The following is a 24,963-nucleotide window of genomic DNA, read 5'->3' as shown; positions in this document are numbered from 1 at the left end:
ACGGCTTTCTTGAGCGATGCTCATCATGCATCGCTCGTCTCCGGTGTGTGGTTTTCGCAGGTTTTACACACCCCTCGACGTAAGTGGGTTGACAGCCGGGGAGGGGTATCATATTCCGCACTTCTCCGAGCGACACGGCACTGCCGGTCAGCCTCGTGGGGGAGTAGCTCAGTTGGTTAGAGCGCCGGCCTGTCACGCCGGAGGTCGCGGGTTCGAGTCCCGTCTCTCTCGCCATTCACTCGCGAGCCCCATCCGCAAATAGATCTGTCAAGTCGCCGCTTCTGCGGATTGGAACCTGTCGAAACAAGTGGCCCTGCGGCACCATTTCGCCTTGCTTGCATTGGTGCGCTGCATTACGTCATGGACACCAAATGGCAGGCCAAAGCGGAAGGTGCTTCTGGTCCGTCGCGCCGATTTGGCAATCCATTTGAGCGGAACGCTTTATGCCGAACCTCCTCAGTGACTACCTGCCGTTGATCGTCTTCATCGTCGTGTCGGTGGTCATTTCCGGTGCCTTGCTGCTTGCTCCGTTCATCGTGGCTTACCAGTCACCGGACCCTGAAAAGCTGTCGGCTTACGAATGCGGTTTCAATGCCTTCGATGACGCGCGCATGAAATTCGACATCCGTTTCTACCTCGTCTCGCTGTTGTTCATCATTTTCGATCTGGAAGTCGCGTTCCTGTTTCCGTGGGCGGTGGCGTTTCGTGACCTCGGTGCCTTCGGGTTTTGGTCGATGATGACGTTTCTGGGCGTGCTGACCATTGGCTTTGTTTACGAATGGAAGAAAGGCGCTCTCGAATGGGATTGATCACAAGCCCGGCCGACACCGCTGTTGCGCCTCGTCCGCGCGGCGTGATCGATCCGAATACGGGACGACCGATCGGTTCCGACGACCCCTTCTTTCTCGGGTTGAATGATCAGCTTGCCGACAAGGGCTTCCTGGTTACGGCGACGGACGACCTCATTCAGTGGGCCCGCACCGGATCGCTAATGTGGATGACGTTCGGTCTCGCCTGCTGCGCCGTTGAGATGATGCAGCTGTCGATGCCTCGTTACGATGCCGAGCGCTACGGCTTCGCGCCGCGCGCCAGCCCGCGTCAGTCGGACGTGATGATCGTTGCCGGAACGCTGACCAACAAAATGGCTCCGGCGCTCCGTAAGGTTTACGACCAGATGCCGGAGCCGCGCTACGTGATCTCGATGGGATCCTGCGCCAACGGCGGCGGCTATTATCACTTCTCCTATTCGGTTGTCCGCGGCTGTGATCGGATCGTTCCGGTGGATATTTACGTTCCGGGGTGCCCTCCGTCGGCCGAGGCCCTGCTGTATGGCGTGTTGCTGTTGCAACGGAAAATCCGTCGTACCGGCACGATCGAGCGATAGACGGGAAGACTGAGCGCCATGAGCGATAGCGTAACTGAGGTAGTGGCCCATCCCCTCGTCGAACTCGGCGCCTATATCGCCGCATCGCACCCGGATCACGGCATCGTCGCGTCTGTGGTCGATGATGAGTTGTGCATTACCCTGCCGGCCGCTGGGATCGTCGATGTCGTCCGCTTTCTTCGCGACGATGCCCGTTGTCTCTTTATCTCTTTCGTCGATCTTTGCGGCGTAGATTATCCTGAGCGCGGCGCACGTTTCGATGTCGTGACCCATCTGCTCTCGCCAAAGCACAACAGCCGCATTCGGATCAAAATATCGACTGACGAAACGACCCCGGTGCCGAGCATCATACCGGTATTTCCCTGCGCGAACTGGTTCGAGCGGGAAGCCTATGATCTCTATGGCATCCTGTTTTCGGGACACCCCGACCTTCGGCGTTTGCTGACGGATTATGGCTTCGAAGGGCATCCGCTTCGGAAGGATTTCCCGATGACCGGGTTCGTGGAAGTGCGCTGGAACGACATTGAGAAGCGAGTCGTCAACGAGCCTGTCCGCTTGACGCAGGAATTCCGCAACTGGGATTTCTTGTCGCCATGGGAGGGCACAGACATCGCGGCGCTTCCGGGCGACGAAAAGGCGAGGCAGCAATGACCGAGCAGAATCTGCGTAACTTCGCGGTCAACTTCGGGCCTCAGCATCCTGCAGCCCACGGGGTCTTGCGACTTGTGCTCGAACTCGACGGCGAAGTCGTCGAGCGCGTCGATCCGCATATCGGATTGCTGCATCGCGGCACCGAGAAATTGATGGAGGCTCGGACCTACCTTCAGAACGTTCCTTATTTCGATCGCCTCGACTATGTCGCGCCGATGAACCAGGAGCATGCCTTCTGTTTGGCCATCGAGAAGCTGCTGAAGCTCGAAGTTCCTCGTCGGGCACAATTGATTCGTGTCATGTTCTGCGAGATCGGCCGATTGCTCTCGCACCTTCTCAACGTGACAACGCAAGTGATGGACGTCGGCGCCCTGACGCCCCCGCTCTGGGGGTTTGAGGAGCGTGAAAAGCTGATGGTGTTCTACGAGCGCGCGTCAGGCGCTCGGATGCATGCGAATTACTTCCGGCCCGGCGGCGTTCATTCCGACCTGCCGCGTCTGCTCGTCGAAGATATCGGCGCTTTTTGTGATCCGTTCCTTTCGGTGCTCGACGATCTCTGGGCGCTGTTCGTCGAAAATCGTATTTTCAAGCAGCGCAATGTCGATATTGGCATCGTCAGTCTCGACGAATGCTGGGCTTGGGGATTTTCGGGCGTGATGGTGCGCGGATCCGGCGCGGCCTGGGATCTTCGCAAGAGCCAGCCCTACGAGTGCTACGAGGAGATGGATTTCGACATCCCCGTCGGCAAGAACGGCGACAACTACGACCGTCAGGTCATCCGCATGCAGGAAATGCGCGAATCGACCAAGATCATCAAACAATGCGTCGCCAAGCTTCTCGCTCCTGAAGGGCAGGGGCCGGTTCACGCGCGCATGGGCAAGGTGATGCCGCCGTCGCGCGCCGAAATGAAGCGCTCGATGGAAGCTCTGATCCATCACTTCAAACTCTACACCGAAGGGTTTCACGTTCCCGCCGGCGAGGTCTATGCAGCAGTTGAGGCGCCGAAGGGCGAATTCGGTGTCTACCTGGTCTCAGACGGCACGGACAAGCCCTATCGCTGCAAGATCAAGGCGCCAGGTTTCGCCCATCTGCAAGCGATCGATTTCATGTGCCGAGGACACATGCTGGCCGACGTCTCGGCTATCCTCGGTTCTCTGGATATCGTGTTCGGAGAGGTCGACAGGTGACCCGTCGCCTTGAAACCGCAACGCATAATTTTGACGCGAGAAGGTAAGCATGGCCGTTCGCCGATTGGCTGAAGTCCAGCCCGACAGCTTCGAGTTCTCACCCGAAAACAAGGCTTGGGCCGCGAAGCAGATCGCTAAATATCCGCCGGGCCGCCAAGCCTCCGCGGTGATCGCGTTGCTGTGGCGCGCGCAGTCGCAGCATGACGGATGGGTGCCCAAGAAGGCCATCGAAGCGGTCGGCCAGATGCTTGAGATGCCTTACATTCGGGTGCTCGAAATCGCGACCTTCTATTCGATGTTTAACTTGGCGCCGGTCGGCAAGTTCTTCATTCAGATGTGTGGCACCACGCCTTGCATGATCCGCGGTTCGGACGGGATCAAGTCTGTCCTGGAACAGCGGGTAGGTGCACAGAGTCACGTGTCGGCAGACGGCCTGTTTTCGTGGCTCGAGGTGGAATGCCTGGGAGCTTGCTGTAACGCCCCGATGGTTCAGATCAACGACACCTATTATGAGGATCTGACACCGGAGAATTTCGACGCTCTGCTGTCCGATTTGGCGGCAGGCCGGCCAGTTCGGCAAGGGTCGCAAATGGGACGCGCCACATCCGAGCCAGCCGGTCACCTGACCTCGCTGACGACGATCTATGGCGACAATCCCCAAACGCCAGCGGGTCTACACTCGGTCGAGATTCCGCGAATTGAGCACGCGACTCAGACGATTATCCCGCCTGCTCCTCAACCGCCGGCGGCCGCAGATGCGCCGATCGAGCAGGGCGGCGGGGCATGACCATGAACGTCATCTGGTTGCGCTACACCATCATCAGCCGGGACATTGTCGCGGGGAGCCTTTTCGATGCTTGAAGACAAGGACCGCATCTTCACAAACCTTTACGGGTATGGCGATTGGCGTCTCGCCGGCGCTCGCTCGCGCGGGGCCTGGGACGGCACCAAAGGCTTGATCGAAAAAGGCAAAGACTGGATCATCAACGAGATGAAGGCATCGGGCCTGCGCGGGCGCGGTGGCGCCGGCTTCCCGACGGGGCTGAAGTGGTCGTTCATGCCAAAGCCGGATCCGGCTCGCCCCTCCTATCTCGTCGTCAACGCCGATGAGTCTGAGCCGGGAACCTGCAAGGACCGCGAGATCATCCGCAACGATCCGCATCTCTTGATCGAGGGATGCCTGCTCGCCTCTTTCGCGATGGGCGCGCATGCCTGCTACATCTATATCCGTGGCGAATATATCTTTGAAGCCGACCGCCTGGATGCGGCGATCGAGGAATGCTACGACGCCAATCTGGTTGGCAAAAACAACCTGCATGGCTACCCCTTCGACATCTACGTTCATCGCGGTGCCGGCGCGTATATCTGCGGCGAAGAGACCGCCTTGCTGGAATCGCTCGAAGGCAAGAAGGGGATGCCGCGGCTGAAGCCGCCGTTTCCCGCCAATATGGGCCTCTACGGCTGTCCCACGACCGTCAACAATGTCGAATCGATCGCGGTAGCGCCGACGATTTTGCGTCGGGGCGGGGCCTGGTTCTCAAGCTTTGGAGCTAAGAACAACGCCGGCACCAAGCTGTTTTGCATCTCCGGTCACGTCAACACGCCCTGCAACGTCGAAGAAGCCATGTCGATCCCCTTCCGGGAGTTGATCGATCGGCATTGCGGCGGCATTCGTGGCGGGTGGGACAACCTTCTCGCCGTCATTCCAGGCGGCGCGTCGGTGCCGCTCGTACCGGCCCACGAGATCATCGACACGCCGATGGATTTCGACTCGCTGCGTGCTCTGAAGTCCGGGCTTGGCACTGCTGCCGTCATCGTCATGGATCGGTCGACCGATGTGATCCGGGCGATCGCGCGCCTGAGCTACTTTTACAAACACGAGAGCTGCGGCCAGTGCACACCGTGCCGTGAGGGGACGGGTTGGCTTTGGCGCGTCGTGAGCCGCATGGCCGAAGGTCGCGCGCATAAGCGCGAGATCGACGTCTTGTTATCGGTGACGCAGCAGATCGAGAACCACACGATCTGTGCCCTGGGTGACGCGGCCGCTTGGCCCGTGCAGGGGCTGATCCGGCATTTCCGGCCTGAGATCGAGCGCCGCATTGATAGCTATATGGCCAATCCGCATCCCGAGCCGATCGAAATCGCGGCCGAGTAATGACCGCCGCTACTGACCATCGACTATCTCAGCGCGCGAGGACGACTGTCGGCCTCGTTGTTGTTTCATCGGCACGAACACGAGATTACCCATGACCAAACTCGTCATCGATGGTCGCGAGATCGACGTCCCGGCCGATTTCACTTTGCTGCAAGCCTGCGAGGAAGCCGGCGCTGAAATTCCGCGCTTTTGTTACCACGAGCGCCTGTCGATCGCGGGCAATTGCCGGATGTGTTTGGTCGAAGTGAAGGGCAGCCCGAAGCCCGTCGCCTCTTGCGCGTGGGGCGTGAGGGACTGCCGCCCGGGTCCGAATGGCGAGGCACCACAGATCTTCACCAAGACGCCGCTTGTCAAAACCGCGCGTCGCGGCGTGATGGAATTTCTGCTGATCAATCATCCGCTCGATTGCCCGATCTGCGATCAAGGCGGCGAGTGCGATCTGCAGGACCAGGCGATGGCGTTCGGTGTCGCCGGGTCGCGCTATCACGAGAATAAGCGCGCGGTCGAAGATAAGTATATCGGTCCGTTGGTCCGGACATCGATGAACCGCTGCATCCATTGCACCCGATGCGTCCGCTTTACGGCGGAGGTCGCCGGAACCGGCGACATGGGTGCGATCGGTCGCGGTGAGGATATGGAGATCACGACCTATCTCGAGACGGCGCTCGGGTCGGAATTGCAGTCCAACATCGCCGATCTCTGCCCGGTCGGCGCCTTGCTGCCGAAGCCTTATCCGTTCAAGGCGCGTCCTTGGGAGATGACCAAGACCGACTCGATCGACGTGATGGATGCGCTCGGCTCTTCGATCCGGGTTGATACACGCGGTCGCGAGGTGCTTCGTATCCTTCCGCGCGTCAACGACGCCGTGAATGAGGAATGGATTTCGGACAAGACCCGTCATGTGGTCGACGGTCTGAAGGCTCAGCGGCTCGATCGTCCTTTCATGCGGCGTGACGGCAGACTGGTGCCGGTGACGTGGGGCGAGGCTTTCGCGGCGATCGCCGGCAAGATCAAGGCGTCGCCCCCCGATCGGATCGGGGCCATCGCTGGTGACCTGTCGAGCGTCGAGGACATGTTCGCTCTCAAGCAACTGATGGCGAAGCTGGGCTCGACCACCATCGATTGCCGCCAGGATGGAACCAAGCTGCATCCGAAATTCGGCCGCGCGTCCTACCTGTTCAATCCGACGGTCGCCGGCATCGAGGATGCGACGTCGTTGCTGATCATCGGGTCGAACCCGCGTCGTGAAAGCCCGGTGTTGAACGCGCGTATTCGCAAGCGTTGGCTGAAGGGGAATTTCCCGATCGAAGTCATCGGCGAACGTGCCGATCTGACCTACCCCTATCAATATCTCGGGGCCGGGATCGAAACGCTCGGTGACGTTGGCAAAAGCACCACCCTACGCGGCGATCGGCCGATGGTGCTGATCGGACAGGGCGCACTGACCCGCGACGATGGTGCGGCGGTCCTCGCAATGGCCGTCAAAGCGGCAGCAGGTTTCGGCGCGGCTGAGGGCTGGAACGGACTGGCGGTTCTGCATACGGCAGCGTCGCGCGTCGGTGGCCTGGATCTCGGTTTCGTGCCGTCAGACGGCGCCCTCGACGTTGCCGGAATGACGAAAGCGGGAGCACTCGACGTGCTGTTCCTGCTTGGTGCTGACGAAGTCGACGTCGCGCCCGGAGCCTTTGTGATCTATCAGGGCACCCATGGCGACCGCGGAGCACACCGCGCGGACGTCATTCTACCGGGCGCCACCTATACCGAGAAGACCGGTCTTTACGTCAATACAGAGGGCCGCGTGCAGCGCGCCGATCGGGCGAATTTCCCGCCAGGTGACGCGCGGGAAGATTGGGCGATCTTGCGGGCCTTGTCCGACGTGTTGGGCCATCGCCTACCGTTCGACTCGCACCGGGCTTTGCGGGCTGCGCTTCTGGCTGAGCATCCGCACTTCGGAACGCTCGACGTCGTGGTGCCCGCCGATAAGGAGGCCCTGTCGAGCCTCGGGGACGGCGTCGCAACATCCGACCGCTCACCGTTCCGCTCGACCGTTTCGGACTTCTACCTGACCAACTCGATCTGCCGGGCTTCTGCCGTGATGGCCGAATGCTCTGCGCTGGCGCAGGGCCGCCTGCAACAAGCTGCCGAATAGGACTTCGCATGACCGACGGCTGGTTCCTGCCCCTCCTTCTGAAGATTGGCGAAAGCCTTCTGATGATCGTCGCCCTGTTGATCTACGTCGCCTACATCTTGTTGGCTGATCGGAAAATCTGGGCGGCCGTGCAGCTGCGTCGCGGCCCTAATGTGGTCGGCCCGTTCGGCCTGCTGCAAAGCTTTGCCGACATGCTGAAATTCGTCTTCAAGGAGCCGATCATCCCATCGGGCGCCAACAAAGGCGTGTTCCTGCTGGCGCCGCTTGTGTCGGGCGTTTTGGCCATCTCGGCTTGGGCGGTCATTCCGATCGACCAAGGGTGGGCTGTCGCCAACCTCAACGTCGGCATTCTTTATATTTTCGCCATCTCATCGCTGGGTGTCTACGGGGTCATCATGGCCGGCTGGGCCTCGAACTCGAAATACCCTTTTTTGGCGGCGTTGCGGTCCGCAGCCCAGATGGTGTCCTACGAAGTTTCCATCGGCCTCGTGATCGTGACGGTGCTGATGTGCGCTGGATCGCTGAACCTGACCGACATCGTCAACGCGCAAAACGGACGTTTCGGCTTGCTCGGCTGGTATTGGTTGCCGCTGTTTCCGATGTTCATCATCTTCTTCATCTCGGCACTCGCCGAGACGAACCGCCCTCCCTTCGACCTGGTCGAAGCCGAATCCGAGCTGGTGGCCGGTTTCATGGTCGAATATTCGGCGACGCCCTACATGCTGTTCATGCTCGGTGAGTATGTGGCAATCGTCACGATGTGCTCGCTGACCACCATCCTTTTCCTGGGTGGCTGGCTGTCGCCGATCCCCTTCGCGCCCTTCACCTGGGTGCCAGGCGCGATCTGGTTCATCATCAAAGCATCATTGGTTTTCTTCATGTTCGCGATGGTGAAGGCTTTCGTGCCGCGCTACCGCTACGATCAATTAATGCGGCTCGGTTGGAAGATCTTTCTGCCGATTTCGCTCGCTTGCGTCGTCATCGTCGCGGGTGTGTTGGAGATCACGGGTTGGGGTGGCTTGCCCCATTGACGCGGGCTGAGCAATCAGGGCAGGGATGCCCTGCGATAGTTGAGAGGGATTCCAAATGCGTTTGGATCAAGCCGCAAAGTCGATCTTTCTGACCGAGTTCGTCGGTGCGTTCGCCTTGGCGATGCGGTATTTCTTCAAGCCGAAGCTGACGCTAAACTACCCTCACGAGAAAAATCCGCAAAGCCCGCGTTATCGGGGTGAGCATGCTTTGCGGCGTTATCCGAACGGGGAAGAGCGCTGCATCGCCTGCAAGCTTTGCGAGGCCATCTGCCCCGCTCAGGCGATCACGATCGAGGCTGGACCTCGCCGTAACGATGGGACCCGGCGCACGACGCGTTATGACATCGATATGGTGAAATGCATCTATTGCGGGTTGTGCCAAGAGGCGTGCCCTGTGGATGCAATCGTCGAAGGTCCCAATGCGGAATTCTCGGTCGAGACCCGCGAGGAGCTCCTCTACGACAAGAACAGGCTTCTCGCGAACGGCGACCGCTGGGAGCGTGAGATTGCGCGAAACATCGCGCTTGATGCGCCGTATCGCTGATTGAAATTGGAAGAACGGGTTCGTGACGGTGGCGGCTCGTTGCATCGCAGCACGAGCACTCGTATGACCACGTGGTCACAAGTGCATAAGGGACTGGCATGACGGCGGCCGACGCGTTCTTCTACATCTTTTCGGCGATCGCGGTCGCCTCGGCCTTCATGGTCATCTCGGCGAAGAATCCGGTTCACTCGGTCCTCTTTCTGATCCTTGCCTTCGTCAACGCAGCGGGATTGTTCATTCTGCTGGGAGCTGAATTTTTGGCCATGATTCTGATCGTGGTCTATGTCGGCGCTGTGGCGGTCCTGTTCTTGTTCGTCGTCATGATGCTCGATGTGGACTTTGCCGAATTGAAGCAGGGCTTTCTTCAATATCTCCCGGTCGGCGCGCTCGTCGGTGGTGTCGTTCTGGTCGAGTTGGTTCTCGTCGTCGGTAGTTGGACGATCGCTCCTGCCGATCTCCGCCTCACGGCTGCGCCGATCATGCCGGGGCTGTCCAACACGGCCGCGCTTGGTCGCGTACTTTACACGCAATATCTCTACTTCTTTCAGACGGCAGGCTTTGTGCTGCTGACCGCCATGATCGGGTCGATCGTACTCACGCTGCGGCACAAGGTCAGCGTCAAGCGGCAGGACATTTCCGAGCAGAACCGTCGCGATCCTCATACGTCCGTCGAAGTGCGGAAAGTTCCGTCCCGTGTGGGCCTCTAGTTTTCCGGTGAAGGCAGCATGATGACCGTCGGACTCACACAATATCTCATCGTCGGCGCGATCCTCTTCACGCTCGGCGTTGCGGGGATCATCCTCAACCGCAAGAATATCATCATCATCCTGATGTCGGTCGAGTTGATCCTGCTGGCCGTCAACGTCAATCTCGTCGCTTTCTCGTCCTTCTTGGGTGATCTCACGGGACAGGTCTTCGGCCTCTTCGTTCTGACGGTCGCGGCCGCCGAATCGGCAATTGGCCTCGCGATCCTCGTGGTCTATTTCCGCAATCGCGGATCCATCGCGGTCGAAGACATCAACATGATGAAGGGCTGACCAGCCCCGCTTTAGGACTCCCCATGTATCAAGCCATCGTGTTTCTCCCGCTGGTCGGCTTCCTGATCACCGGGCTCTTCGGCAATCAACTCGGCGCCCGCAGCTCCGAGATCGTGACGTCTGTGCTGGTCGGCATCTCGGCGCTGTTGTCCTGGGTTGCTTTCGTCAATGTCGGCTTCGGCGACGGGACAACCCATGTCGATGTCGCCAACTGGATGACGGTCGGTGCTCTGAAAGTCGATTGGGCTTTCAGGATCGACACGTTGACGGTCGTGATGCTGGTGGTGGTCAACACGGTCTCGACGTTGGTTCACGTCTATTCGATTGGTTACATGCACGAGGATCCGAGCCGGCCGCGGTTCTTCGCCTATCTGTCGCTGTTCACCTTTGCGATGTTGATGCTGGTGACCTCCGACAATCTGGTTCAGATGTTTTTTGGTTGGGAAGGGGTCGGTCTCGCGTCCTATCTCCTGATCGGGTTCTGGTATGATCGGCCGACCGCCAACGCAGCCGCCATCAAGGCCTTCGTGGTCAATCGCGTCGGTGACTTTGGCTTTTCGCTTGGCATCTTTCTTGTTTTTGCGCTCACCCAATCGGTGGCTTTCGATACGATCTTCGCGGCTGCGCCTGGGCTCGTCGGCAAGCATTTTCATGCCTTCGGCATGGATCCGAATGCGCTGACCCTGGCCTGCCTGCTGCTCTTCATGGGCGCGATGGGTAAGTCAGCGCAGTTTCTGCTGCATACCTGGTTGCCTGATGCCATGGAGGGTCCGACGCCGGTGTCGGCGCTGATCCATGCCGCCACGATGGTGACCGCCGGTGTGTTCATGGTCGCGCGGCTCTCTCCGCTGTTCGAGCTTGCGCCGCATGCGATGACATTCGTGACGGTCATCGGCGGCACGACCGCGATGTTTGCGGCGACGATCGGCTTGGTGCAGAACGACATCAAGAAGGTGATTGCCTATTCGACCTGCTCGCAGCTCGGCTACATGTTCGTGGCGCTCGGGGTCGGTGGCTACTCGCTCGCGGTGTTTCACCTCTTCACCCATGCGTTCTTCAAGGCTTTGCTGTTCCTGGGCGCCGGTTCGGTCATCCACGCGTGCCACCACGAGCAGGACATGCGAAAAATGGGAGGCCTTTGGCGCAAGATTCCCATCACCTTCGCGATGATGATCATCGGGACGCTCGCCCTGACTGGCTTTCCATTCACGGCGGGGTATTTCTCCAAAGATGCGATCATCGAAGCATCTTTCGCATCGACTCGCCCTGGCGCCGTCTATGCGTTTTTGATGGTGTTGTTCGCCGCAGGCATGACGTCTTTTTATTCCTGGCGGCTGATCTTCCTGACCTTCTTTGGAGTCGATCGCAGCCAAGAGGGGCCGGTCGAAGGCAACGACCACAACACCCATGCGGAACCCGCCCATGGCACGGCATCGGCCCATGGGCATGAAGCTGCGGCGCATGACGATCACTCGCATCATCATGAGCCGCATGAATCACCAATCGTGATGCTTGCACCGCTGTTCGTGCTGGCCTTCGGCGCGCTCTTCGCCGGCCTCATCTTCAAACATGCCTTCATCGGCGAAGGCATGAGCGAGTTCTGGAAGGCGGCTCTTTTCTATTCGGATCACAACCACATCTTCGAGGCGATGGAGCATGTGCCGTTCCTCGTGTCGATCCTGCCGACCATCATGATGGTGGTTGGATTTCTGGTCGCTTTCTATGCCTACGTGTTGTCGCCGGGAACCGCTGAGTCCTGGGCGAAGATCAATCGCCCGCTCTATTTGTTCTTCCTCAATAAGTGGTATTTTGACGAGCTATACGATCATCTCTTCGTGCGGCCGGCCTTCTGGCTTGGCCGGTTGTTCTGGAAGGGTGGTGACGGCTTTGTGATCGATGGCTTCGGGCCGGATGGCGTCGCCGCCGCCGTAGTCGGAACGACCAATCGCGTGGTGAAGCTGCAGACCGGTTATCTCTATCACTACGCTTTCGCGATGATGCTCGGCGTCGCCGCTTTCATCACCTGGTATCTGGTCGGGGGCGTCCACTGATGTTCGGCTTCGGCATTCTTTCGCTTCTGATCTTCCTCCCGGTCCTCGGATCGGCTGTCATTTTGCTCCTGCGTGGCGACGACGCGGCAACGCTCCGCAACGCGCGTTGGACGGCTCTCCTGACCACGCTGGTGGTGTTCCTCGTCTCGCTTTACGCTTGGAGCCACTTCGACACGTCCAACTCGGCCTTTCAATTGATCGAGACTCGGGGCTGGTTCGGCGGCGGCTTGCAATACAAGCTCGGCGTCGACGGCATCTCGATGCCGTTCATCGTCCTGACCGCATTCCTTATGCCGTTCTGCATCCTGGCGTCCTGGGACTCGATCCAGCTGCGCGTCAAGGAATTCATGATCGCGTTCCTGATCCTGGAAGCTTTGATGATCGGCGTGTTTTGTGCGCTCGATCTGGTGCTGTTTTACCTCTTCTTCGAGGGCGGACTGATCCCGATGTTCCTGATCATCGGCATCTGGGGCGGGAAGCGGCGCATTTACGCCAGCATGAAGTTTTTCCTCTACACGCTGCTCGGCTCCTTGTTGATGCTGCTCGCCATCATGAAGATGTATGGCGTCGCCGGCACGACCGACATCGAAGTCCTGCTGCAACCCGGTATGTTCTCAGCCTCGATGCAGACTTGGCTTTGGCTGGCCTTCTTTGCTTCCTTTGCAGTGAAGATGCCCATGTGGCCGGTCCACACGTGGTTGCCGGACGCGCATGTCGAGGCACCGACCGCAGGGTCTGTCATTCTGGCCGGCATCATGTTGAAGATGGGCGGCTACGGCTTTCTGCGCTTCTCTTTGCCGATGTTCCCCGATGCGTCGCATTACTTCGCGCCGCTTATGTTTGCCCTGTCGGTCGTCGCCATCATCTACACCTCGTTGGTGGCGCTTGTGCAGGAGGATATGAAGAAGCTGATCGCTTATTCGTCGATCGCCCATATGGGTTTCGTGACGATGGGCCTGTTTACGATGACGCCGCAGGGCATTCAGGGCGCGATGTTCCTGATGATCTCACATGGCATCGTATCGGCTGCTTTGTTCCTTTGCGTCGGTGTGATCTACGACCGCATGCACACGCGTGAGATTTCGGCTTACGGCGGCCTCGTCGAACGGATGCCCCGCTACGCCGTCGCCTTCATGATCTTCACAATGGCGAATATCGGGCTTCCGGGAACGTCGGGCTTCGTCGGCGAGTTCCTCACGATGCTGGCGGCGTTTCAGGTTAACACCTGGGTGGCGCTGATCGCGACCTTTGGCACCATCCTGGCGGCGAGCTACGCGCTGTTTCTCTATCGCCGGGTCATCTTCGGAAAGCTCGAGAAGCCGTCTCTTGCGGGGATCCTCGATCTCTCGCCGCGCGAGATGGTGATCCTTCTGCCGCTCATCGTGCTGACGATCTACTATGGGTTCCACCCAGCCCCGATCATCGATGCATCGATGGCGTCCGTCGATCATATCTCGAAGGTCGTTCAAGCCGCTCAGGCTGCGACGACCGCCACCGCTCTGAACGTTTCGCAGTAAGGACCGAACTCCGATGTCGCCCGATTTTCACCTCGGACCTGTCCTTCCAGAGTTCATCCTTGCGGTGGGGGCTCTGGTGCTGCTCATGGTTGGTGCGTTACGGGGTGAGCGGTCGACCGCCCTCGTGACCGAACTCGCCATCGTGGTCCTCGGCGCGGCCTTTCTGATCGACGTCGGCACGTCGGTTCATGGTACAATCGTGTTCGAAGGCGCCTTTTTGGATGACGCTTTCGGGCGCTTCATGAAGGGTCTGGCTCTCCTGGGGTCGCTGGTGACCCTGGTCATGTCGATCGGCTTCTTGAAGCAAGAGGGCATCGATCGCTTCGAATATCCTGTGCTGATCCTGCTCTCGACGCTCGGCATGTTGATGCTGATTTCGGCCAACAGTCTGATCGCGCTCTACCTCGGCTTCGAGTTGATGAGCCTCGCGCTCTACGTTCTCGCGGCGTTCCACCGCGATAACCTGCGGGCCAGCGAGGCGGGGCTCAAGTATTTCGTGTTGGGTGCCCTGTCGTCTGGCATGCTGCTCTATGGCGCTTCGCTCATTTACGGCTATTCAGGTACGGTCCTGTTCAGCGGCATCGCGACGGCCCTTCAGGGTAATGCTCACATCGGCGTGGTGTTCGGACTTGTGTTCCTGTCGGCCGGGCTGGCCTTCAAGATGTCGACTGTGCCGTTCCACATGTGGACGCCCGATGTCTACGAGGGCGCGCCCACTCCGGTGACTGCATTTTTCGCCACGGCCCCCAAAATGGCAGCCGTCGCGATCACGGTCCGGATCATCATCACAGCCTTTCCGGGCATCCTGCACGAATGGCAGCAGATCATCATCTTCATCTCGATCGCATCAATGGCGCTCGGCTCGTTCGCGGCGATCGGCCAAACCAACTTCAAGCGCCTGATGGCCTATTCGGCGATCGGCCACATGGGTTTTGCCCTGGTGGGTCTCGCTCCCGGGACCGAGGCCGGCGTTTATGGTGTGCTGATCTATCTCTCGATCTATCTGGTCATGACGCTCGGGACATTCGCGGCCATCATGATGATGCGCCGGGGTGGCGTGAATATCGAGACCACCGCCGATCTCGCCGGCCTCGGGCGCACCCGCCCCGCCATGGCGTTCTTCCTTGCCATGTTGATGTTTTCGCTTGCCGGCATTCCGCCATTGGCTGGATTCTTTGCCAAGTTCTACGTCTTCCAGGCCGCGATCCAAGCCAATCTCTACGCCCTTGCGGTTCTCGGCGTCCTCTCGAGCGTCGTTGCGGCTTATTATTACCTCCGGATCGTCAAGATGATGTATTTCGACGAACCAACCGGAGTTGCGTTTGACAAAGCCAACCCTGCCGTGAGCTTTGTGCTCGGCGCTGCTGGACTTGCGGTCCTGCTCTTCTGGGTCTTTCCGGCACCCATCGTCGCGAGCGCGGCTGCCGCTGCCCGATCCTTGTTCTGAGACGTGAAGCTTGCCGACCAAGCCATACGAGCGGGGTATCGGATCAATAGTTTCGAGACGCTAGGCTCGACCAACGACGAGGCGATGGCGCGGGCTCATCGCGGTGATCGCGGCAAGTTATGGATCGTCGCGAGCCGCCAGACCGGCGGCAGGGGGCGACAGGGGCGTTCCTGGACATCTCCGCCCGGCAACGTTTATGCGAGCCTCTTGCTGATCGATCCGGTGCCACAGGTGTTAGCGCCTCAACTGGGGCTGCTTGCGGGCGTCGCGTTGATGGACGCGCTGTCGCTGTTCGTCGCGACAGATCAACCCATCGCGATCAAGTGGCCCAACGATATCGTTCATGCCGGTGCCAAGTTGGCCGGGATCCTAGTCGAGGGCGCACGCTGCCGTGACGGTCGTTTCGCCTGCGTGTTGGGGTTCGGGATCAATCGGCAATCGCATCCCTCTGATCTTCCCTATGCAGCAACCGACCTCTTCTCTGTTTCGGCGGAGCGACCCAACGTCGACGATGTGGTGAGCGCCTTGTCGCTGTCGCTCGATCAGGCGCTGACGTTATGGGATCGAGGGCGTGGCTTTCTCCACATTCGATCGCGTTGGCTCGAACGAGCCCTCCCGGCCGGGACCAGAATGTCGGTTGCGTCGAAATCGCACAAACTCGACGGTTTGTTTGAGACGATCGATGACCAGGGTCGCCTTGTCCTGAAGACGAGCGACGGCCAGAAGACGGTTGATGCAGGTGATGTTTTCTTGATGGACCAGCCGGTTCCGAAAATCGGCTAAAAGGGTGATTTGAATGGCAAGTGGCGATAATGAGCTCGTATTTTGCGCGCTCGGAGGCCTCGGGGAGATCGGCATGAATGCCGCCCTCTATGGGTTTGGCCCACCGAACAAACGAAAATGGTTGATGGTCGATTGCGGCGTTTCGTTCGCAGGCCCGGATCTTCCGGGGATTGATCTTGTTTTTCCGGATGTCAGCTTTGTTGAACGGGTCAAGAAGGACCTTGTCGGTCTCGTCATTACGCACGCGCATGAAGACCATATCGGTGCTGTGACCGAGCTCTGGCCGAAACTCGGCTGCCGCATCTTCGCAACGCGTTTTGCCGCGAACCTGCTCGAAATCAAGCGATCGGCGGAGCCCGGCGCACCCAAGATCCCGGTCGAGATCATGGCCTTCGGCGATCGGCTCGATCTCGAACCCTTCGAGGTCGAGGTCATCCCGATGGCTCACTCGATCCCGGAAAGCTCGTCTCTGGCCATCCGCACGCCGCTTGGGACGGTTTTGCATACGGGTGACTGGAAGATCGACGAAACCCCGGTGATCGGGCTTCCGACCGACCAGAAGCGACTGACCGAGATCGGCGACGAGGGCGTGTTGGCTCTGGTGTGCGATTCGACCAACATCCTGCGCGAAGGGCAGAGCCCCTCGGAGGCGGAAGTCGCCATCAATCTGCGGACGCTGATCGGCAACGCACCCGGGCGCGTACTGGTCACGACCTTTGCGTCCAACATCGCGCGCATCAGGGCTGTTGCCGATGCGGCGGAAGCCACCGGGCGAAGCGTCATCGTGGTGGGTCGCGCGATGGATCGTGCGATCGAAGTGGCGCGCGATTGTGGCTACTTCGATGGAGTCGCGCCGTTCTTCTCGGCCAACAGCTATGCCTATCTGCCGCGGGAAAAGACTGTCGTGGTCGCGACCGGAAGCCAGGGTGAATTGCGGGCCGCCCTCGCCCGGATGGCGCAGGACGAGCATCCCGAGGTCAAGCTCATCCCAGGTGATCGGGTGATCTTCTCGTCGCGGACGATCCCTGGCAACGAGCGAGAAGTCGGCCGCGTCATCAACGGCCTGGTGCGGCAAGGCGTCGAGGTGGTGACGGACCGAACCGAGATGATCCACGTGTCGGGGCATCCCCGGCGCGCCGAGGTGGCGCAACTCTATGGCTGGGTCCGGCCCAAGATTGCGGTTCCGGCGCATGGCGAGCCACTGCATTTGTTCGAGCATGGCAAGTTTGCGCGGCTTATGGGCATCGATCATGTGATCACGGCTGCGGATGGCGACGTGGTTCTGCTCGCACCGGGAGCGCCGTCTATCGTCGACGAAGCGCCACATGGTCGTCTTTGCAAGGATGGCAATCTGCTGGTCAGTGCCAATGATCCGTCGTTGGCGGCCCGCAACCGGCTTGCCTTCGCGGGCATCGTTTCGATCGCCTTCGCCTTGACGTCGCGAGGCGATCTCGCGGGCGATCCCGACGTCGTCTTTTCCGGCATGCCAACGCATACCCGCGACGGCAAGGCGATGGACGCCGTGATCGATGCCGCGATCTTCGCAACGCTCGATAATCTCGGTCGTGGCAAGCGGCGTGACCCCGATGCAGCCGCGACGGCGGTCGAACGATCGGTTCGCGGCGCGATCGGCGCGGCGTGGGGCAAGAAGCCCACTGTCCATGTGTTGGTGGTGGAAGTCTAAAATCGTCACCGCGCCTTGTGGCTAACAACCACAAGGTGCGGTGTGGCGTTGCTCATGCCGAAACGCGCCGGGAGACCAAGCCCTGGCTCTCTATTGCTGGTGGGAATGCGATCAAATGCCGATCCCGACCCCGATGGCCATCGCGATCTACTTTACCATGTGGTGGATCGTGTTATTTGCCGTGCTGCCATTTGGCGTGCGATCGCAACAGGAGAGCGGCTCGGTCGTGCCCGGCAGCGAGCCGGGCGCGCCGGAAACCCCTGGCCTCAAGAAGAAAGCCCTCTGGACCACGGTCATTTCGGCCGTCCTCTTCGTGGCCTTGATGCTGCTGATCAAATACACCGACTAGCAACGAGCGGCGCTCGCGCGATCGCGCCTAGATCGTCGTGCCTTGTTCCTTGACCAAAGCACAGCCCGTAATGCGCCACATGCCATCCACCTGCTCGAACGTGTAGACGGCGGTCCAGACCCCGCCATCGGCATCCACGATCGTCACCTTCTGAAGCGGACCGAGCGCGGTTTGTCCGGCCTCATCAAAATGCGTGCTGCGCGGATGGATTAACGGCGCATAGGATTGATGCACCATCGCGTTGAAATCCTTCGCGTTCGGAAATTTCGAGCGGATGCCCGGCGCCGCGAAACTTTCTGCGGCATCCGCGTCGTCGCGACCGAACGCATTGATCTGCTGGGTAATGATCGATCGAAGCGTTGCTTGCGTCGCCGCATCGAGATCGGCCGCACGCGCCTGCCAGGACGCCAAGCTGATCGATCCGACCAGAGCCACCACCATTGCTGCGCTTTTCAATCTATCTCGCATGACATCGCTCCCGTTCCGCTTGTTGAGATACGAAGAAAAACGAGCAGAAGATCGGGGTCACCGCAAAAACGACGCACGTATCGCGTTTGGCGCGGGACAAATCAGCCCATTCGACGATCGGGAACCACTTTGCCTTGACCCCCGGACCGGTTGCAGACTATGCACAGGACGCCTGGAAACGGGAGCGTGTAGCTCAGTCGGTAGAGCATCTGACTTTTAATCAGAGGGTCATGGGTTCGAGCCCCATCGCGCTCACCATTTAGATCAAACACTTAGCGAAAATCGCGGCGGAACAAGCGACTTTTTGCGACCAAAAAAGGGGGTCGCACACTCGCACCTACGAGGTGCGTTCTTTTCAGATGGTCACAGACCTTTGCTATCGTCGGTAGGCGCTTGTGGCAGTTGCGATTTCAACCAAATTTCCGCTTTTTAACAAAGAACAATGTCGGCCGTTGTCTCACTCTTAGAGTGTCATTGACGGGGGTGACCAGACGATCAAGTCGGGTGTCACCGGTCGGAATGCTTGCTGTCGGAGAAGCCCGATGCCTCGCTTCTATTTCGATATCAATGACGGTGCCATCGAAATACGAGACGATCTCGGAACCGAGTTCGTGGACCGTGATGCGGCCCGACTTGCCGCCATCGACGCACTTCCCGACATCGCGCGTGATGTGATGCCGAATGGCAATCATCGCATCATGACGTGCCACGTTCGAGACGATCAGGGCAGGATCATCTTTGAGGCCAAACTGATCCTCGACGCGCGATGGCTCTCGGACATCCCAGAAAACTGACCGTCAAGCTGGAAGAGCGGGTCGTGTCTTGCGCGGGGGTCGACCCGTTGACGACGACGTTCCGTCCGCCTCATCGCAACTCCGATCCGTTGTGACGATAGGGCACGCCATCCGGTTCAAGCCGTACGAGCCGCTCGTGCATTGTCTCACGCATGACAATCGAGGAGACTTAGGTGGCCAGACATCCGATCGACGCCCAGACGTCTACGGTGGCGCAATTGAAGCAAGATATCGACTCTGGTCGGACCGGCGACAAGGTGTCGGCGCCTGATCCGGGATTGTCTTCGCTCGGGACGGACGACGAGGCAGCCGGGACACCGAACAGTCCGGAACGGATCGCGCTGGCGCGGCGGCAGGAGGCCCAGCCCGTTTTAGCCGCCAGTGACGCAACCTCGAAACAAGCCAGTCGATGGATGTCGATTGGCATCATGGTCATTGTGGTCCTGGCCATCGTACTCGGCGCGGTGTGGGTGGCGCTCCGGTCATGATCCAGTCCTGCGGATAGGCTTGAGGCCTTTCGAAGAGGTCGAGGCGGCCCCGTTACTCGATGGCGACACATCGCCGTCCTGAAAACCGCGACTCTAGCGACGCGATCTCAATCGGCGCGGATGACAGATTTGACGCGTGCGAAATCGCTGTCCCGCAACACGCGCTTGGCCACCAGTTCCTTAATTGAGCGATACGGGCGGTGGTTCACGATCGCCTGTCCGATGTGACTGTTGCCGGGTAGATGGTTCAAGGCCGAGACCGAGGCGGTGTTGATGTCGATGGTTTTGCGCGTGTCGGCGGCGGGCACCTCGCTCGGATCCGCCATCGCGAGCACGTCGGCAGGGGGAGCCTGAACCACGGTTTCGCTCGCCGGCGCGCCTTGTTCCCGCTGCTGGCCCGGCCACGGCACGACAGTCGAACCGGGAGAAGCTGTCGGGTTCGAGATCTGCTGCGCGTCAGGTGCTGGTGCAGGGGCTTGGGTCGGCACGGGTTGCGCGGCGGGTATAGCAGCAGACGAGGTCTGGACCGCCGAGGTCGTCGGCGCCACGACGTCAGCCGCGTGCTGTTGAGACGGAACGGGCGCAGTCAGCGCAGCCACCTCGACTCGACGTGGAAGTCGAGCAGGAACGACGGGATCCGGGAAGGGGGCCTTGGCGAGATCGCCCCATGGCTTAGACGCGGTCTCTCTGGGTGGCATCGCATGAAGCGCGACGCCGACGCACAGCGTGAGCGCGGCGCAGGCAATCGAAATGCCCGTTGCCGATCTTAACACCATGAAAAACTCTCCCGCTGTACTCCCGCAGATCATGAACACACGAGGCGATGCATGATACCGGCGAGAAAACCGCATACGCAGAAATAACGCAACTCGGGGGTTGCTACATTTAATAAATGGCAACACTGCGATGGTAGCGGCCGCGAGTCGGGCATGCTTTGCCGAGCAACGACGCAGATCGGGACGGCAACCCATCAGTAGCGTCAACGTCGGGTTAGGATGTTGCGGCGCAAGGTCGGAAAAAGCCGGGCAGGGTCGCGTTCCCAACAGCGATCGATCGCAACGGAGCTTCTCGGAACATCAATCCGATAGCATGACGCGGACCTGATTTTGCCCGGCACCGGAAACGGTTGGCCGGGCTTTTTTCATGCCCAGCGTTCCCGAACCGACAAGCTCGTTGGAGGCTCACGGCGCACCGTCAAACGCCGCGGCGTAAGACGATCAATCAAGTTTGACACGATCTTCGCGCGCTTCCCTAAGCGGCACCCACGATGGTCTGGGCTCTTGAAGTCAGGGATCGAGCCGACACCGATGTATGAGATCGAGGGCATTAACCCCACACATATCAGCGTGCGCCACCGGGAAGATCACCATGTCTGGATGTTCGCCGTGGGACGAGATCGACAAAAACGGCGTATCATCACGTCGGGTATCAGTCGAACCGACACAGCGACCGACCGGATCGCGTCGGATGTCGTTGTCGATGCGCTGCTGTTTGCGTCGCAAGAGGCACGCCGGCTCGATTTGATCGACTAGCCGACCTGCTTGAGTGACGCGACGATCGCCTAAACCGGCTTGGCCAACGCGGCAAAAGCCGGGCGGGCGATGTGATAGCCCTGAATGAGATCGACCCCGAGATCGCGTAGCGCGTGGAGCTCGCCCTCGGTCTCGACACCTTCGCAGACCGGAACGACGTTAAGGTCTCGCAACATATCGAGTGTCGAGCGGACGATGGCACGCCGAACCGGATCGGTATCGATGCCGCGGATCAACGCCATATCGAGTTTCGCGATATCGGGCTGAAACTGAGCCAGCAGCACAAGGCCGGCATAGCCCGCGCCAAAATCGTCGATTGCGGTTCGGAAGCCGATATCCTTGTAGGTCTGCAGAATGTTGAGAAGATGTTTGGCATCGAGCTTCTCGGTTTCGGTGAATTCGAAGATGATCCGTTCGAGGGGAAAGCTCGTCCGTTCCGCAGCCTCCAATGTCAGCCGAATGCAAGCATTCGGTTCGTAGACCGCATTCGGCATGAAATTGATCGATAAGCTCGCTGTCGGATCGTCTGACAGACGCAACGCAGACGCCATTTCGATCGCTCTCACCCGACATTGCTGATCGAAGGCGTAGCGATTGCTGTCGGTCACGGATGACAGGACCGTGAAGGCACCCTCGCCGGCAGGACCGCGCACGAGCGCCTCATGGGCGAAAATCATTCCTTTGGCGACATTCACAATGGGCTGAAACGCCATCGAGAAGGGAAATGTGAATGCCGATCCATCTCGACATCCTTCGCATGCGATCGGCATTGAGGTTGGCTCCAAACTCCTGCATTACACTAATGCGACGATCCCTAAAGAGTTCGTTCGTCTTGAATCGGCATGTGTGGAGCGCCGACATACCGCAGGCTCCTGGGCCACGCCGTCCAGGAACCGAGCCGCCTACTCATCGATTTGATATGAAACGGTCGGGCACCAGTCGCCGTGCAGCGGCCCATATTATTTGGAGCGAGAGATGGACAATTCAAAACGCAAAATAGCGCTGATTGGCGTGGTTGCCGCAGCGCTCGCCCTGCCAGGTTTAGCCCATGCGCAATATGCAAGCGGGCGGTTGGTCGAGCCGGACGGCTATATCTACAATCGGCAGGGACAGGCCTTCAATCCGCATGAAGGGCTGCAGCCGAACGGCTGTGTCAAACTATGTGAGTTCGACTCAAATCCCTGCGATCCGCCGTCGTTCAAACACGCCGACGGTCGCTGCCTCTATAATCACTGATGGTCGACCCCGCTTGCCTCAGGCCTGGCGGCCGTCAGGTTTGGCGCAGGCGGGCGAAGCCACGATCGAGGTCGGCCTGAAGATCGGCGAGATCTTCAAACCCGATCTGGAAGCGCAGTGTCGGTCCACCTGGGTTCCAGGTGGTCGCAGTTCGATAAGTTGTCGGATCGAACGGGATCACGAGGCTTTCGTAGCCACCCCAGGAGAAGCCCATCCCGAAGAGTTCGAGCCCATCGAGCATCGCCGCGACGGCGTCCGTGGATGCCGGTTCGAGAATGATCGAGAACAAACCCGACGACCCAAGGAAGTCACGCTTCCAGATCGCGTGTCCGGGATGGCTCGGCAGGGCGGGATGCAGCACCTGACGCACCTCGTCGCGACTGTCGAACCATTGCGCCATTGCGAGCGCTTGGCGCTCGGCCTCGCGAAGCCGCAAGTCCATGCTTCGAAGTCCGCGCAAGCCCAGAAACACATCTTCGGGCCCGGCACATATCGCAAACGCGTCGAAGGTCTCACGCAGCTTCGGCCAGTATGTCGCATTCGCGGATGTCAAGCCGAGCAACAGGTCGGAATGGCCGGAGAGGTATTTTGTGCCGGCCTCGATGGCGATATCGACTCCGCGTGCATGGGGCGGAAAGAACAGGGGTGTCGCCCAGGTATTGTCCATGATGACGCAGATATCATGCGCATGCGCTGCCTCGGCGATGGCCGGGATATCCTGCATCTCGAACGTCTGCGACCCAGGCGCTTCCACCAGAACCGCACGGGTGTTCGGCTGAAACAGGTCGGCGATCCCCGCTCCGATCAGCGGATCGTAGTAGGTCGTCGAAATGCCGAAGCGCCGCAGCATCGTGTCGCAGAAGTGCCGTGTCGGCAGATAGGCCGAGTCAGTGACCAGGATGTGGTCGCCACTGCCGAGCACCGACATCAACGCAACGGTCACGGCCGCAAGGCCCGAGGGCGTTAGCACCGTTCCGGCTGCTCCGGCGAGTTCGCTCCATGCCGTCTCCAGCGCTTCGGTGGTCGGCGTACCCTTCGTCCCGTAGGTGAACCGACGCTCGCGGTTCTTCAATTGTGCGACATTGTCGTACAGCACCGTCGAGCCGCGATAGATCGGCGTATTGACGAACCCATGCTGCTCCTCAGGGTCGCGCCCGGCATGGATGAGCCGCGAGCGCGAGCCGAGAGTCGCGCGAGTGTCCGGCGTGAGTTTTGTCATGATCGTCCGAGGTTGAAGGTCGGCGTGCACCTGATCCATTGCAGGGCGGGACGTCAAGACGCGGGAGATGGCCTGCAACGCCTTGACCACGACAGGCAAAACTTCTGTGATAGCGACGGCGCTGGCGGGCGGTGGCACATGGCGTGCTTAGTCGCGAGTGCTGAGTGTCGTGCAGGAACGCTGGAGTTGAGCTTTTGAAGAAGAGACTTTTTGCATCGTTGATGGTCGCTGCCCTTGCGGCGAGCACCGCGGTCGCCTCGGCCGCGACACTCGATACGGTCAAGCAGAAGAATGTGCTGACCTGTGGCGTCAATCCGTCGTTGGCCGGGTTCGGCATTCCGGACGACAAGGGGCAGTTCACCGGTCTCGATGTAGATTTCTGCCGCGCTGTCGCGGCATCGGTGCTCGGCGACCCGACCAAGGTCAAGTTCATCGCGCTCAACGCGACGGATCGGTTCACCGCCTTGCAGTCTGGCGAAATCGACCTCCTGGCGCGGAACAGCACCTGGACCTCCTCGCGTGACCAGCAGGGCATGTTGTTCGGACCGGTCAACTTCTATGATGGCCAGGGCTTTATGGTGCGCAAGAAGCTCGGCGTGTCGTCCGCCAAGGATCTGAACGGCGCCTCGATCTGCGTGCAACAGGGCACCACCACAGAACTGAATCTGGCCGATTACTTCCGTACCAACGGCATGAAATACGACAGCGTCGCTTTCAAGGGGGAGGATGAAACCCTCAAGGCCTATGAGTCTGGCCGTTGCGACGCCTTCACGACCGACTCGTCGGGCCTCTATGCCGAGCGGATCCGGCTCGTCAATCCTGACGATCACATCGTGCTGCCGGAGATCATTTCCAAAGAGCCGCTATCGCCGGCCGTCCGGCAGGGCGACGACCAATGGTTCAACATCGTCCGCTGGACGCATTATGCCATGGTGTCGGCCGAGGAACTGGGTGTCACGTCCAAGAACGTCGACGACATGATGAAGTCGGATAACCCCGACATTCGTCGTCTTCTCGGCGTCGAAGGCGAGCAGGGCAAGGGCTTCGGGCTCGACAAGGCCTGGGCCTACAACATCATCAAAACGGTCGGCAATTACGGCGAAGTCTTCGACAAAAACGTGGGTGACGGCTCGCCGCTGAAAATCAAGCGCGGCTTGAACGCCTTGTGGAATAAGGGCGGCCTGCAATACGCCCCACCGATCCGCTGAAAAAGTAAGCAATGATTGCGATCGGGGCGATTGTCCCTGATCGCAACCA

General features: G+C 59.8%; 26 protein-coding genes and 2 tRNA genes. 24 read left to right on the top strand and 4 right to left on the bottom strand.

Features of this window, described 5'->3' with window-relative positions; genetic code table 11:
• Window positions 1-157: 157 nt before the first annotated feature.
• The 18 genes from EY713_RS16775 (at window position 158) to EY713_RS16690 (ending at window position 17,969) form a co-directional block, all read left to right on the top strand.
• A tRNA-Asp gene (locus EY713_RS16775) sits at window positions 158-234 on the top strand.
• Between the two features lie 209 nt (window positions 235-443).
• Window positions 444-809, top strand: a complete 366-nt coding sequence (locus EY713_RS16770) for an NADH-quinone oxidoreductase subunit A (RefSeq protein WP_131116966.1) — start codon at window positions 444-446, stop codon at window positions 807-809.
• Window positions 800-1,384: a NuoB/complex I 20 kDa subunit family protein gene (locus tag EY713_RS16765; protein WP_165491171.1), complete on the top strand. Its 585-nt coding sequence runs from the start codon at window positions 800-802 to the stop codon at window positions 1,382-1,384. Before EY713_RS16770 ends, EY713_RS16765 begins: the two co-directional genes overlap by 10 nt.
• Before the next feature lie 18 nt (window positions 1,385-1,402).
• Entirely contained in the window at window positions 1,403-2,035 is a 633-nt protein-coding gene (locus tag EY713_RS16760) for an NADH-quinone oxidoreductase subunit C (RefSeq protein ID WP_131116960.1), read from the top strand.
• On the top strand, window positions 2,032-3,222 hold the full coding sequence (locus EY713_RS16755) for an NADH-quinone oxidoreductase subunit D (protein ID WP_131116958.1): 1,191 nt from the start codon (window positions 2,032-2,034) through the stop codon (window positions 3,220-3,222). Before EY713_RS16760 ends, EY713_RS16755 begins: the two co-directional genes overlap by 4 nt.
• 49 nt (window positions 3,223-3,271) lie before the next feature.
• Complete coding sequence (gene nuoE, locus EY713_RS16750) at window positions 3,272-4,009, top strand: NADH-quinone oxidoreductase subunit NuoE (RefSeq protein ID WP_131116955.1); 738 nt, start codon at window positions 3,272-3,274, stop codon at window positions 4,007-4,009.
• A gap of 66 nt (window positions 4,010-4,075) precedes the next feature.
• Window positions 4,076-5,377, top strand: coding sequence for an NADH-quinone oxidoreductase subunit NuoF (gene nuoF, locus EY713_RS16745; protein WP_131116952.1), 1,302 nt, complete (start codon window positions 4,076-4,078; stop codon window positions 5,375-5,377).
• A gap of 91 nt (window positions 5,378-5,468) precedes the next feature.
• Entirely contained in the window at window positions 5,469-7,526 is a 2,058-nt protein-coding gene (gene nuoG, locus EY713_RS16740) for an NADH-quinone oxidoreductase subunit NuoG (protein WP_131116949.1), read from the top strand.
• A gap of 8 nt (window positions 7,527-7,534) precedes the next feature.
• Complete coding sequence (nuoH, locus tag EY713_RS16735) at window positions 7,535-8,557, top strand: NADH-quinone oxidoreductase subunit NuoH (protein ID WP_131116946.1); 1,023 nt, start codon at window positions 7,535-7,537, stop codon at window positions 8,555-8,557.
• A gap of 55 nt (window positions 8,558-8,612) precedes the next feature.
• Window positions 8,613-9,101: an NADH-quinone oxidoreductase subunit NuoI gene (nuoI, locus tag EY713_RS16730; protein WP_131116943.1), complete on the top strand. Its 489-nt coding sequence runs from the start codon at window positions 8,613-8,615 to the stop codon at window positions 9,099-9,101.
• Between the two features lie 98 nt (window positions 9,102-9,199).
• Window positions 9,200-9,808, top strand: a complete 609-nt coding sequence (locus EY713_RS16725; RefSeq protein ID WP_131116940.1) for an NADH-quinone oxidoreductase subunit J — start codon at window positions 9,200-9,202, stop codon at window positions 9,806-9,808.
• A gap of 21 nt (window positions 9,809-9,829) precedes the next feature.
• Window positions 9,830-10,138, top strand: coding sequence for an NADH-quinone oxidoreductase subunit NuoK (gene nuoK, locus EY713_RS16720; RefSeq protein WP_131119856.1), 309 nt, complete (start codon window positions 9,830-9,832; stop codon window positions 10,136-10,138).
• 23 nt (window positions 10,139-10,161) lie between these two features.
• On the top strand, window positions 10,162-12,189 hold the full coding sequence (gene nuoL, locus EY713_RS16715) for an NADH-quinone oxidoreductase subunit L (protein WP_131116937.1): 2,028 nt from the start codon (window positions 10,162-10,164) through the stop codon (window positions 12,187-12,189).
• Window positions 12,189-13,706, top strand: coding sequence for an NADH-quinone oxidoreductase subunit M (locus EY713_RS16710; RefSeq protein ID WP_131116934.1), 1,518 nt, complete (start codon window positions 12,189-12,191; stop codon window positions 13,704-13,706). The genes nuoL and EY713_RS16710 overlap by 1 nt, the downstream gene beginning before the upstream one ends.
• Before the next feature lie 13 nt (window positions 13,707-13,719).
• The gene (gene nuoN, locus EY713_RS16705) at window positions 13,720-15,153 is read left to right on the top strand and encodes an NADH-quinone oxidoreductase subunit NuoN (RefSeq protein WP_131116932.1); all 1,434 of its coding nucleotides are present in this window, start codon (window positions 13,720-13,722) and stop codon (window positions 15,151-15,153) included.
• Between the two features lie 3 nt (window positions 15,154-15,156).
• Window positions 15,157-15,936 (top strand): biotin--[acetyl-CoA-carboxylase] ligase, encoded by a 780-nt coding sequence (locus tag EY713_RS16700; RefSeq protein WP_131116930.1) that lies wholly within the window; start codon window positions 15,157-15,159, stop codon window positions 15,934-15,936.
• 13 nt (window positions 15,937-15,949) lie between these two features.
• The gene (locus tag EY713_RS16695; protein ID WP_131116927.1) at window positions 15,950-17,620 is read left to right on the top strand and encodes a ribonuclease J; all 1,671 of its coding nucleotides are present in this window, start codon (window positions 15,950-15,952) and stop codon (window positions 17,618-17,620) included.
• 133 nt (window positions 17,621-17,753) lie between these two features.
• Window positions 17,754-17,969 carry a DUF1467 family protein gene (locus EY713_RS16690; protein WP_245572761.1) on the top strand — a complete coding sequence of 72 codons (216 nt, stop codon included), beginning with the start codon at window positions 17,754-17,756 and terminating at the stop codon, window positions 17,967-17,969.
• A 27-nt stretch (window positions 17,970-17,996) separates the two neighbouring features.
• On the opposite strand, the gene EY713_RS16685 is transcribed toward EY713_RS16690, so the two are convergent.
• A complete protein-coding gene (locus tag EY713_RS16685; RefSeq protein WP_131116921.1) occupies window positions 17,997-18,437 on the bottom strand; it encodes a DUF4864 domain-containing protein in 441 nt (146 codons plus the stop codon).
• 182 nt (window positions 18,438-18,619) lie between these two features.
• Between EY713_RS16685 and EY713_RS16680 the strand changes: the two genes are divergently transcribed.
• The 3 genes from EY713_RS16680 (at window position 18,620) to EY713_RS16670 (ending at window position 19,719) form a co-directional block, all read left to right on the top strand.
• A tRNA-Lys gene (locus tag EY713_RS16680) sits at window positions 18,620-18,695 on the top strand.
• Window positions 18,696-18,979: 284 nt separating this feature from the next.
• Window positions 18,980-19,231 (top strand): DUF6894 family protein, encoded by a 252-nt coding sequence (locus EY713_RS16675; RefSeq protein WP_131116918.1) that lies wholly within the window; start codon window positions 18,980-18,982, stop codon window positions 19,229-19,231.
• A gap of 173 nt (window positions 19,232-19,404) precedes the next feature.
• Window positions 19,405-19,719 carry a hypothetical protein gene (locus EY713_RS16670; RefSeq protein WP_131116914.1) on the top strand — a complete coding sequence of 105 codons (315 nt, stop codon included), beginning with the start codon at window positions 19,405-19,407 and terminating at the stop codon, window positions 19,717-19,719.
• A gap of 107 nt (window positions 19,720-19,826) precedes the next feature.
• Here EY713_RS16670 and EY713_RS16665 read toward each other — a convergent pair whose 3' ends face one another.
• The gene (locus EY713_RS16665; protein WP_165491170.1) at window positions 19,827-20,495 is read right to left on the bottom strand and encodes a helix-hairpin-helix domain-containing protein; all 669 of its coding nucleotides are present in this window, start codon (window positions 20,493-20,495) and stop codon (window positions 19,827-19,829) included.
• 531 nt (window positions 20,496-21,026) lie between these two features.
• On the opposite strand from EY713_RS16665, the gene EY713_RS22835 reads away from it, so the two are divergent.
• On the top strand, window positions 21,027-21,251 hold the full coding sequence (locus EY713_RS22835) for a hypothetical protein (RefSeq protein WP_165491169.1): 225 nt from the start codon (window positions 21,027-21,029) through the stop codon (window positions 21,249-21,251).
• A gap of 29 nt (window positions 21,252-21,280) precedes the next feature.
• Here the strand turns inward: EY713_RS22835 and EY713_RS16655 are convergent, their stop codons facing one another.
• Window positions 21,281-22,021, bottom strand: coding sequence for an EAL domain-containing protein (locus tag EY713_RS16655; RefSeq protein ID WP_131116905.1), 741 nt, complete (start codon window positions 22,019-22,021; stop codon window positions 21,281-21,283).
• A gap of 205 nt (window positions 22,022-22,226) precedes the next feature.
• Here EY713_RS16655 and EY713_RS16650 point away from each other — a divergent pair, with 205 nt between their 5' ends.
• Window positions 22,227-22,487: a hypothetical protein gene (locus EY713_RS16650; protein ID WP_131116902.1), complete on the top strand. Its 261-nt coding sequence runs from the start codon at window positions 22,227-22,229 to the stop codon at window positions 22,485-22,487.
• Between the two features lie 34 nt (window positions 22,488-22,521).
• On the opposite strand, the gene metC is transcribed toward EY713_RS16650, so the two are convergent.
• A complete protein-coding gene (metC, locus tag EY713_RS16645; RefSeq protein WP_131116898.1) occupies window positions 22,522-23,706 on the bottom strand; it encodes a cystathionine beta-lyase in 1,185 nt (394 codons plus the stop codon).
• Between the two features lie 194 nt (window positions 23,707-23,900).
• On the opposite strand from metC, the gene EY713_RS16640 reads away from it, so the two are divergent.
• Window positions 23,901-24,914: an amino acid ABC transporter substrate-binding protein gene (locus EY713_RS16640; RefSeq protein WP_425374318.1), complete on the top strand. Its 1,014-nt coding sequence runs from the start codon at window positions 23,901-23,903 to the stop codon at window positions 24,912-24,914.
• The last annotated feature ends 49 nt before the right edge of the window (window positions 24,915-24,963 follow it).

Origin of the sequence: Lichenihabitans psoromatis, assembly GCF_004323635.1 — a bacterium.
Lineage (GTDB): Bacteria > Pseudomonadota > Alphaproteobacteria > Rhizobiales > Beijerinckiaceae > Lichenihabitans > Lichenihabitans psoromatis.
Note: the sequence above shows the minus strand (reverse complement) of the source record. Positions and strands in the feature narration are given on the sequence as shown.

Coding starts and splice junctions, on each gene's coding strand:
- EY713_RS16770 (WP_131116966.1), top strand. CDS start 444: ATGCCGAACCTCCTCAGTGACTACCTGCCGTTGATCGTCTTCATCGTC.
- EY713_RS16765 (WP_165491171.1), top strand. CDS start 800: ATGGGATTGATCACAAGCCCGGCCGACACCGCTGTTGCGCCTCGTCCG.
- EY713_RS16760 (WP_131116960.1), top strand. CDS start 1,403: ATGAGCGATAGCGTAACTGAGGTAGTGGCCCATCCCCTCGTCGAACTC.
- EY713_RS16755 (WP_131116958.1), top strand. CDS start 2,032: ATGACCGAGCAGAATCTGCGTAACTTCGCGGTCAACTTCGGGCCTCAG.
- nuoE (WP_131116955.1), top strand. CDS start 3,272: ATGGCCGTTCGCCGATTGGCTGAAGTCCAGCCCGACAGCTTCGAGTTC.
- nuoF (WP_131116952.1), top strand. CDS start 4,076: ATGCTTGAAGACAAGGACCGCATCTTCACAAACCTTTACGGGTATGGC.
- nuoG (WP_131116949.1), top strand. CDS start 5,469: ATGACCAAACTCGTCATCGATGGTCGCGAGATCGACGTCCCGGCCGAT.
- nuoH (WP_131116946.1), top strand. CDS start 7,535: ATGACCGACGGCTGGTTCCTGCCCCTCCTTCTGAAGATTGGCGAAAGC.
- nuoI (WP_131116943.1), top strand. CDS start 8,613: ATGCGTTTGGATCAAGCCGCAAAGTCGATCTTTCTGACCGAGTTCGTC.
- EY713_RS16725 (WP_131116940.1), top strand. CDS start 9,200: ATGACGGCGGCCGACGCGTTCTTCTACATCTTTTCGGCGATCGCGGTC.
- nuoK (WP_131119856.1), top strand. CDS start 9,830: ATGACCGTCGGACTCACACAATATCTCATCGTCGGCGCGATCCTCTTC.
- nuoL (WP_131116937.1), top strand. CDS start 10,162: ATGTATCAAGCCATCGTGTTTCTCCCGCTGGTCGGCTTCCTGATCACC.
- EY713_RS16710 (WP_131116934.1), top strand. CDS start 12,189: ATGTTCGGCTTCGGCATTCTTTCGCTTCTGATCTTCCTCCCGGTCCTC.
- nuoN (WP_131116932.1), top strand. CDS start 13,720: ATGTCGCCCGATTTTCACCTCGGACCTGTCCTTCCAGAGTTCATCCTT.
- EY713_RS16695 (WP_131116927.1), top strand. CDS start 15,950: ATGGCAAGTGGCGATAATGAGCTCGTATTTTGCGCGCTCGGAGGCCTC.
- EY713_RS16690 (WP_245572761.1), top strand. CDS start 17,754: ATGGCCATCGCGATCTACTTTACCATGTGGTGGATCGTGTTATTTGCC.
- EY713_RS16685 (WP_131116921.1), bottom strand. CDS start 18,437: ATGCGAGATAGATTGAAAAGCGCAGCAATGGTGGTGGCTCTGGTCGGA.
- EY713_RS16675 (WP_131116918.1), top strand. CDS start 18,980: ATGCCTCGCTTCTATTTCGATATCAATGACGGTGCCATCGAAATACGA.
- EY713_RS16665 (WP_165491170.1), bottom strand. CDS start 20,495: ATGGTGTTAAGATCGGCAACGGGCATTTCGATTGCCTGCGCCGCGCTC.
- EY713_RS22835 (WP_165491169.1), top strand. CDS start 21,027: ATGTATGAGATCGAGGGCATTAACCCCACACATATCAGCGTGCGCCAC.
- EY713_RS16655 (WP_131116905.1), bottom strand. CDS start 22,021: ATGCCGATCGCATGCGAAGGATGTCGAGATGGATCGGCATTCACATTT.
- EY713_RS16650 (WP_131116902.1), top strand. CDS start 22,227: ATGGACAATTCAAAACGCAAAATAGCGCTGATTGGCGTGGTTGCCGCA.
- metC (WP_131116898.1), bottom strand. CDS start 23,706: ATGACAAAACTCACGCCGGACACTCGCGCGACTCTCGGCTCGCGCTCG.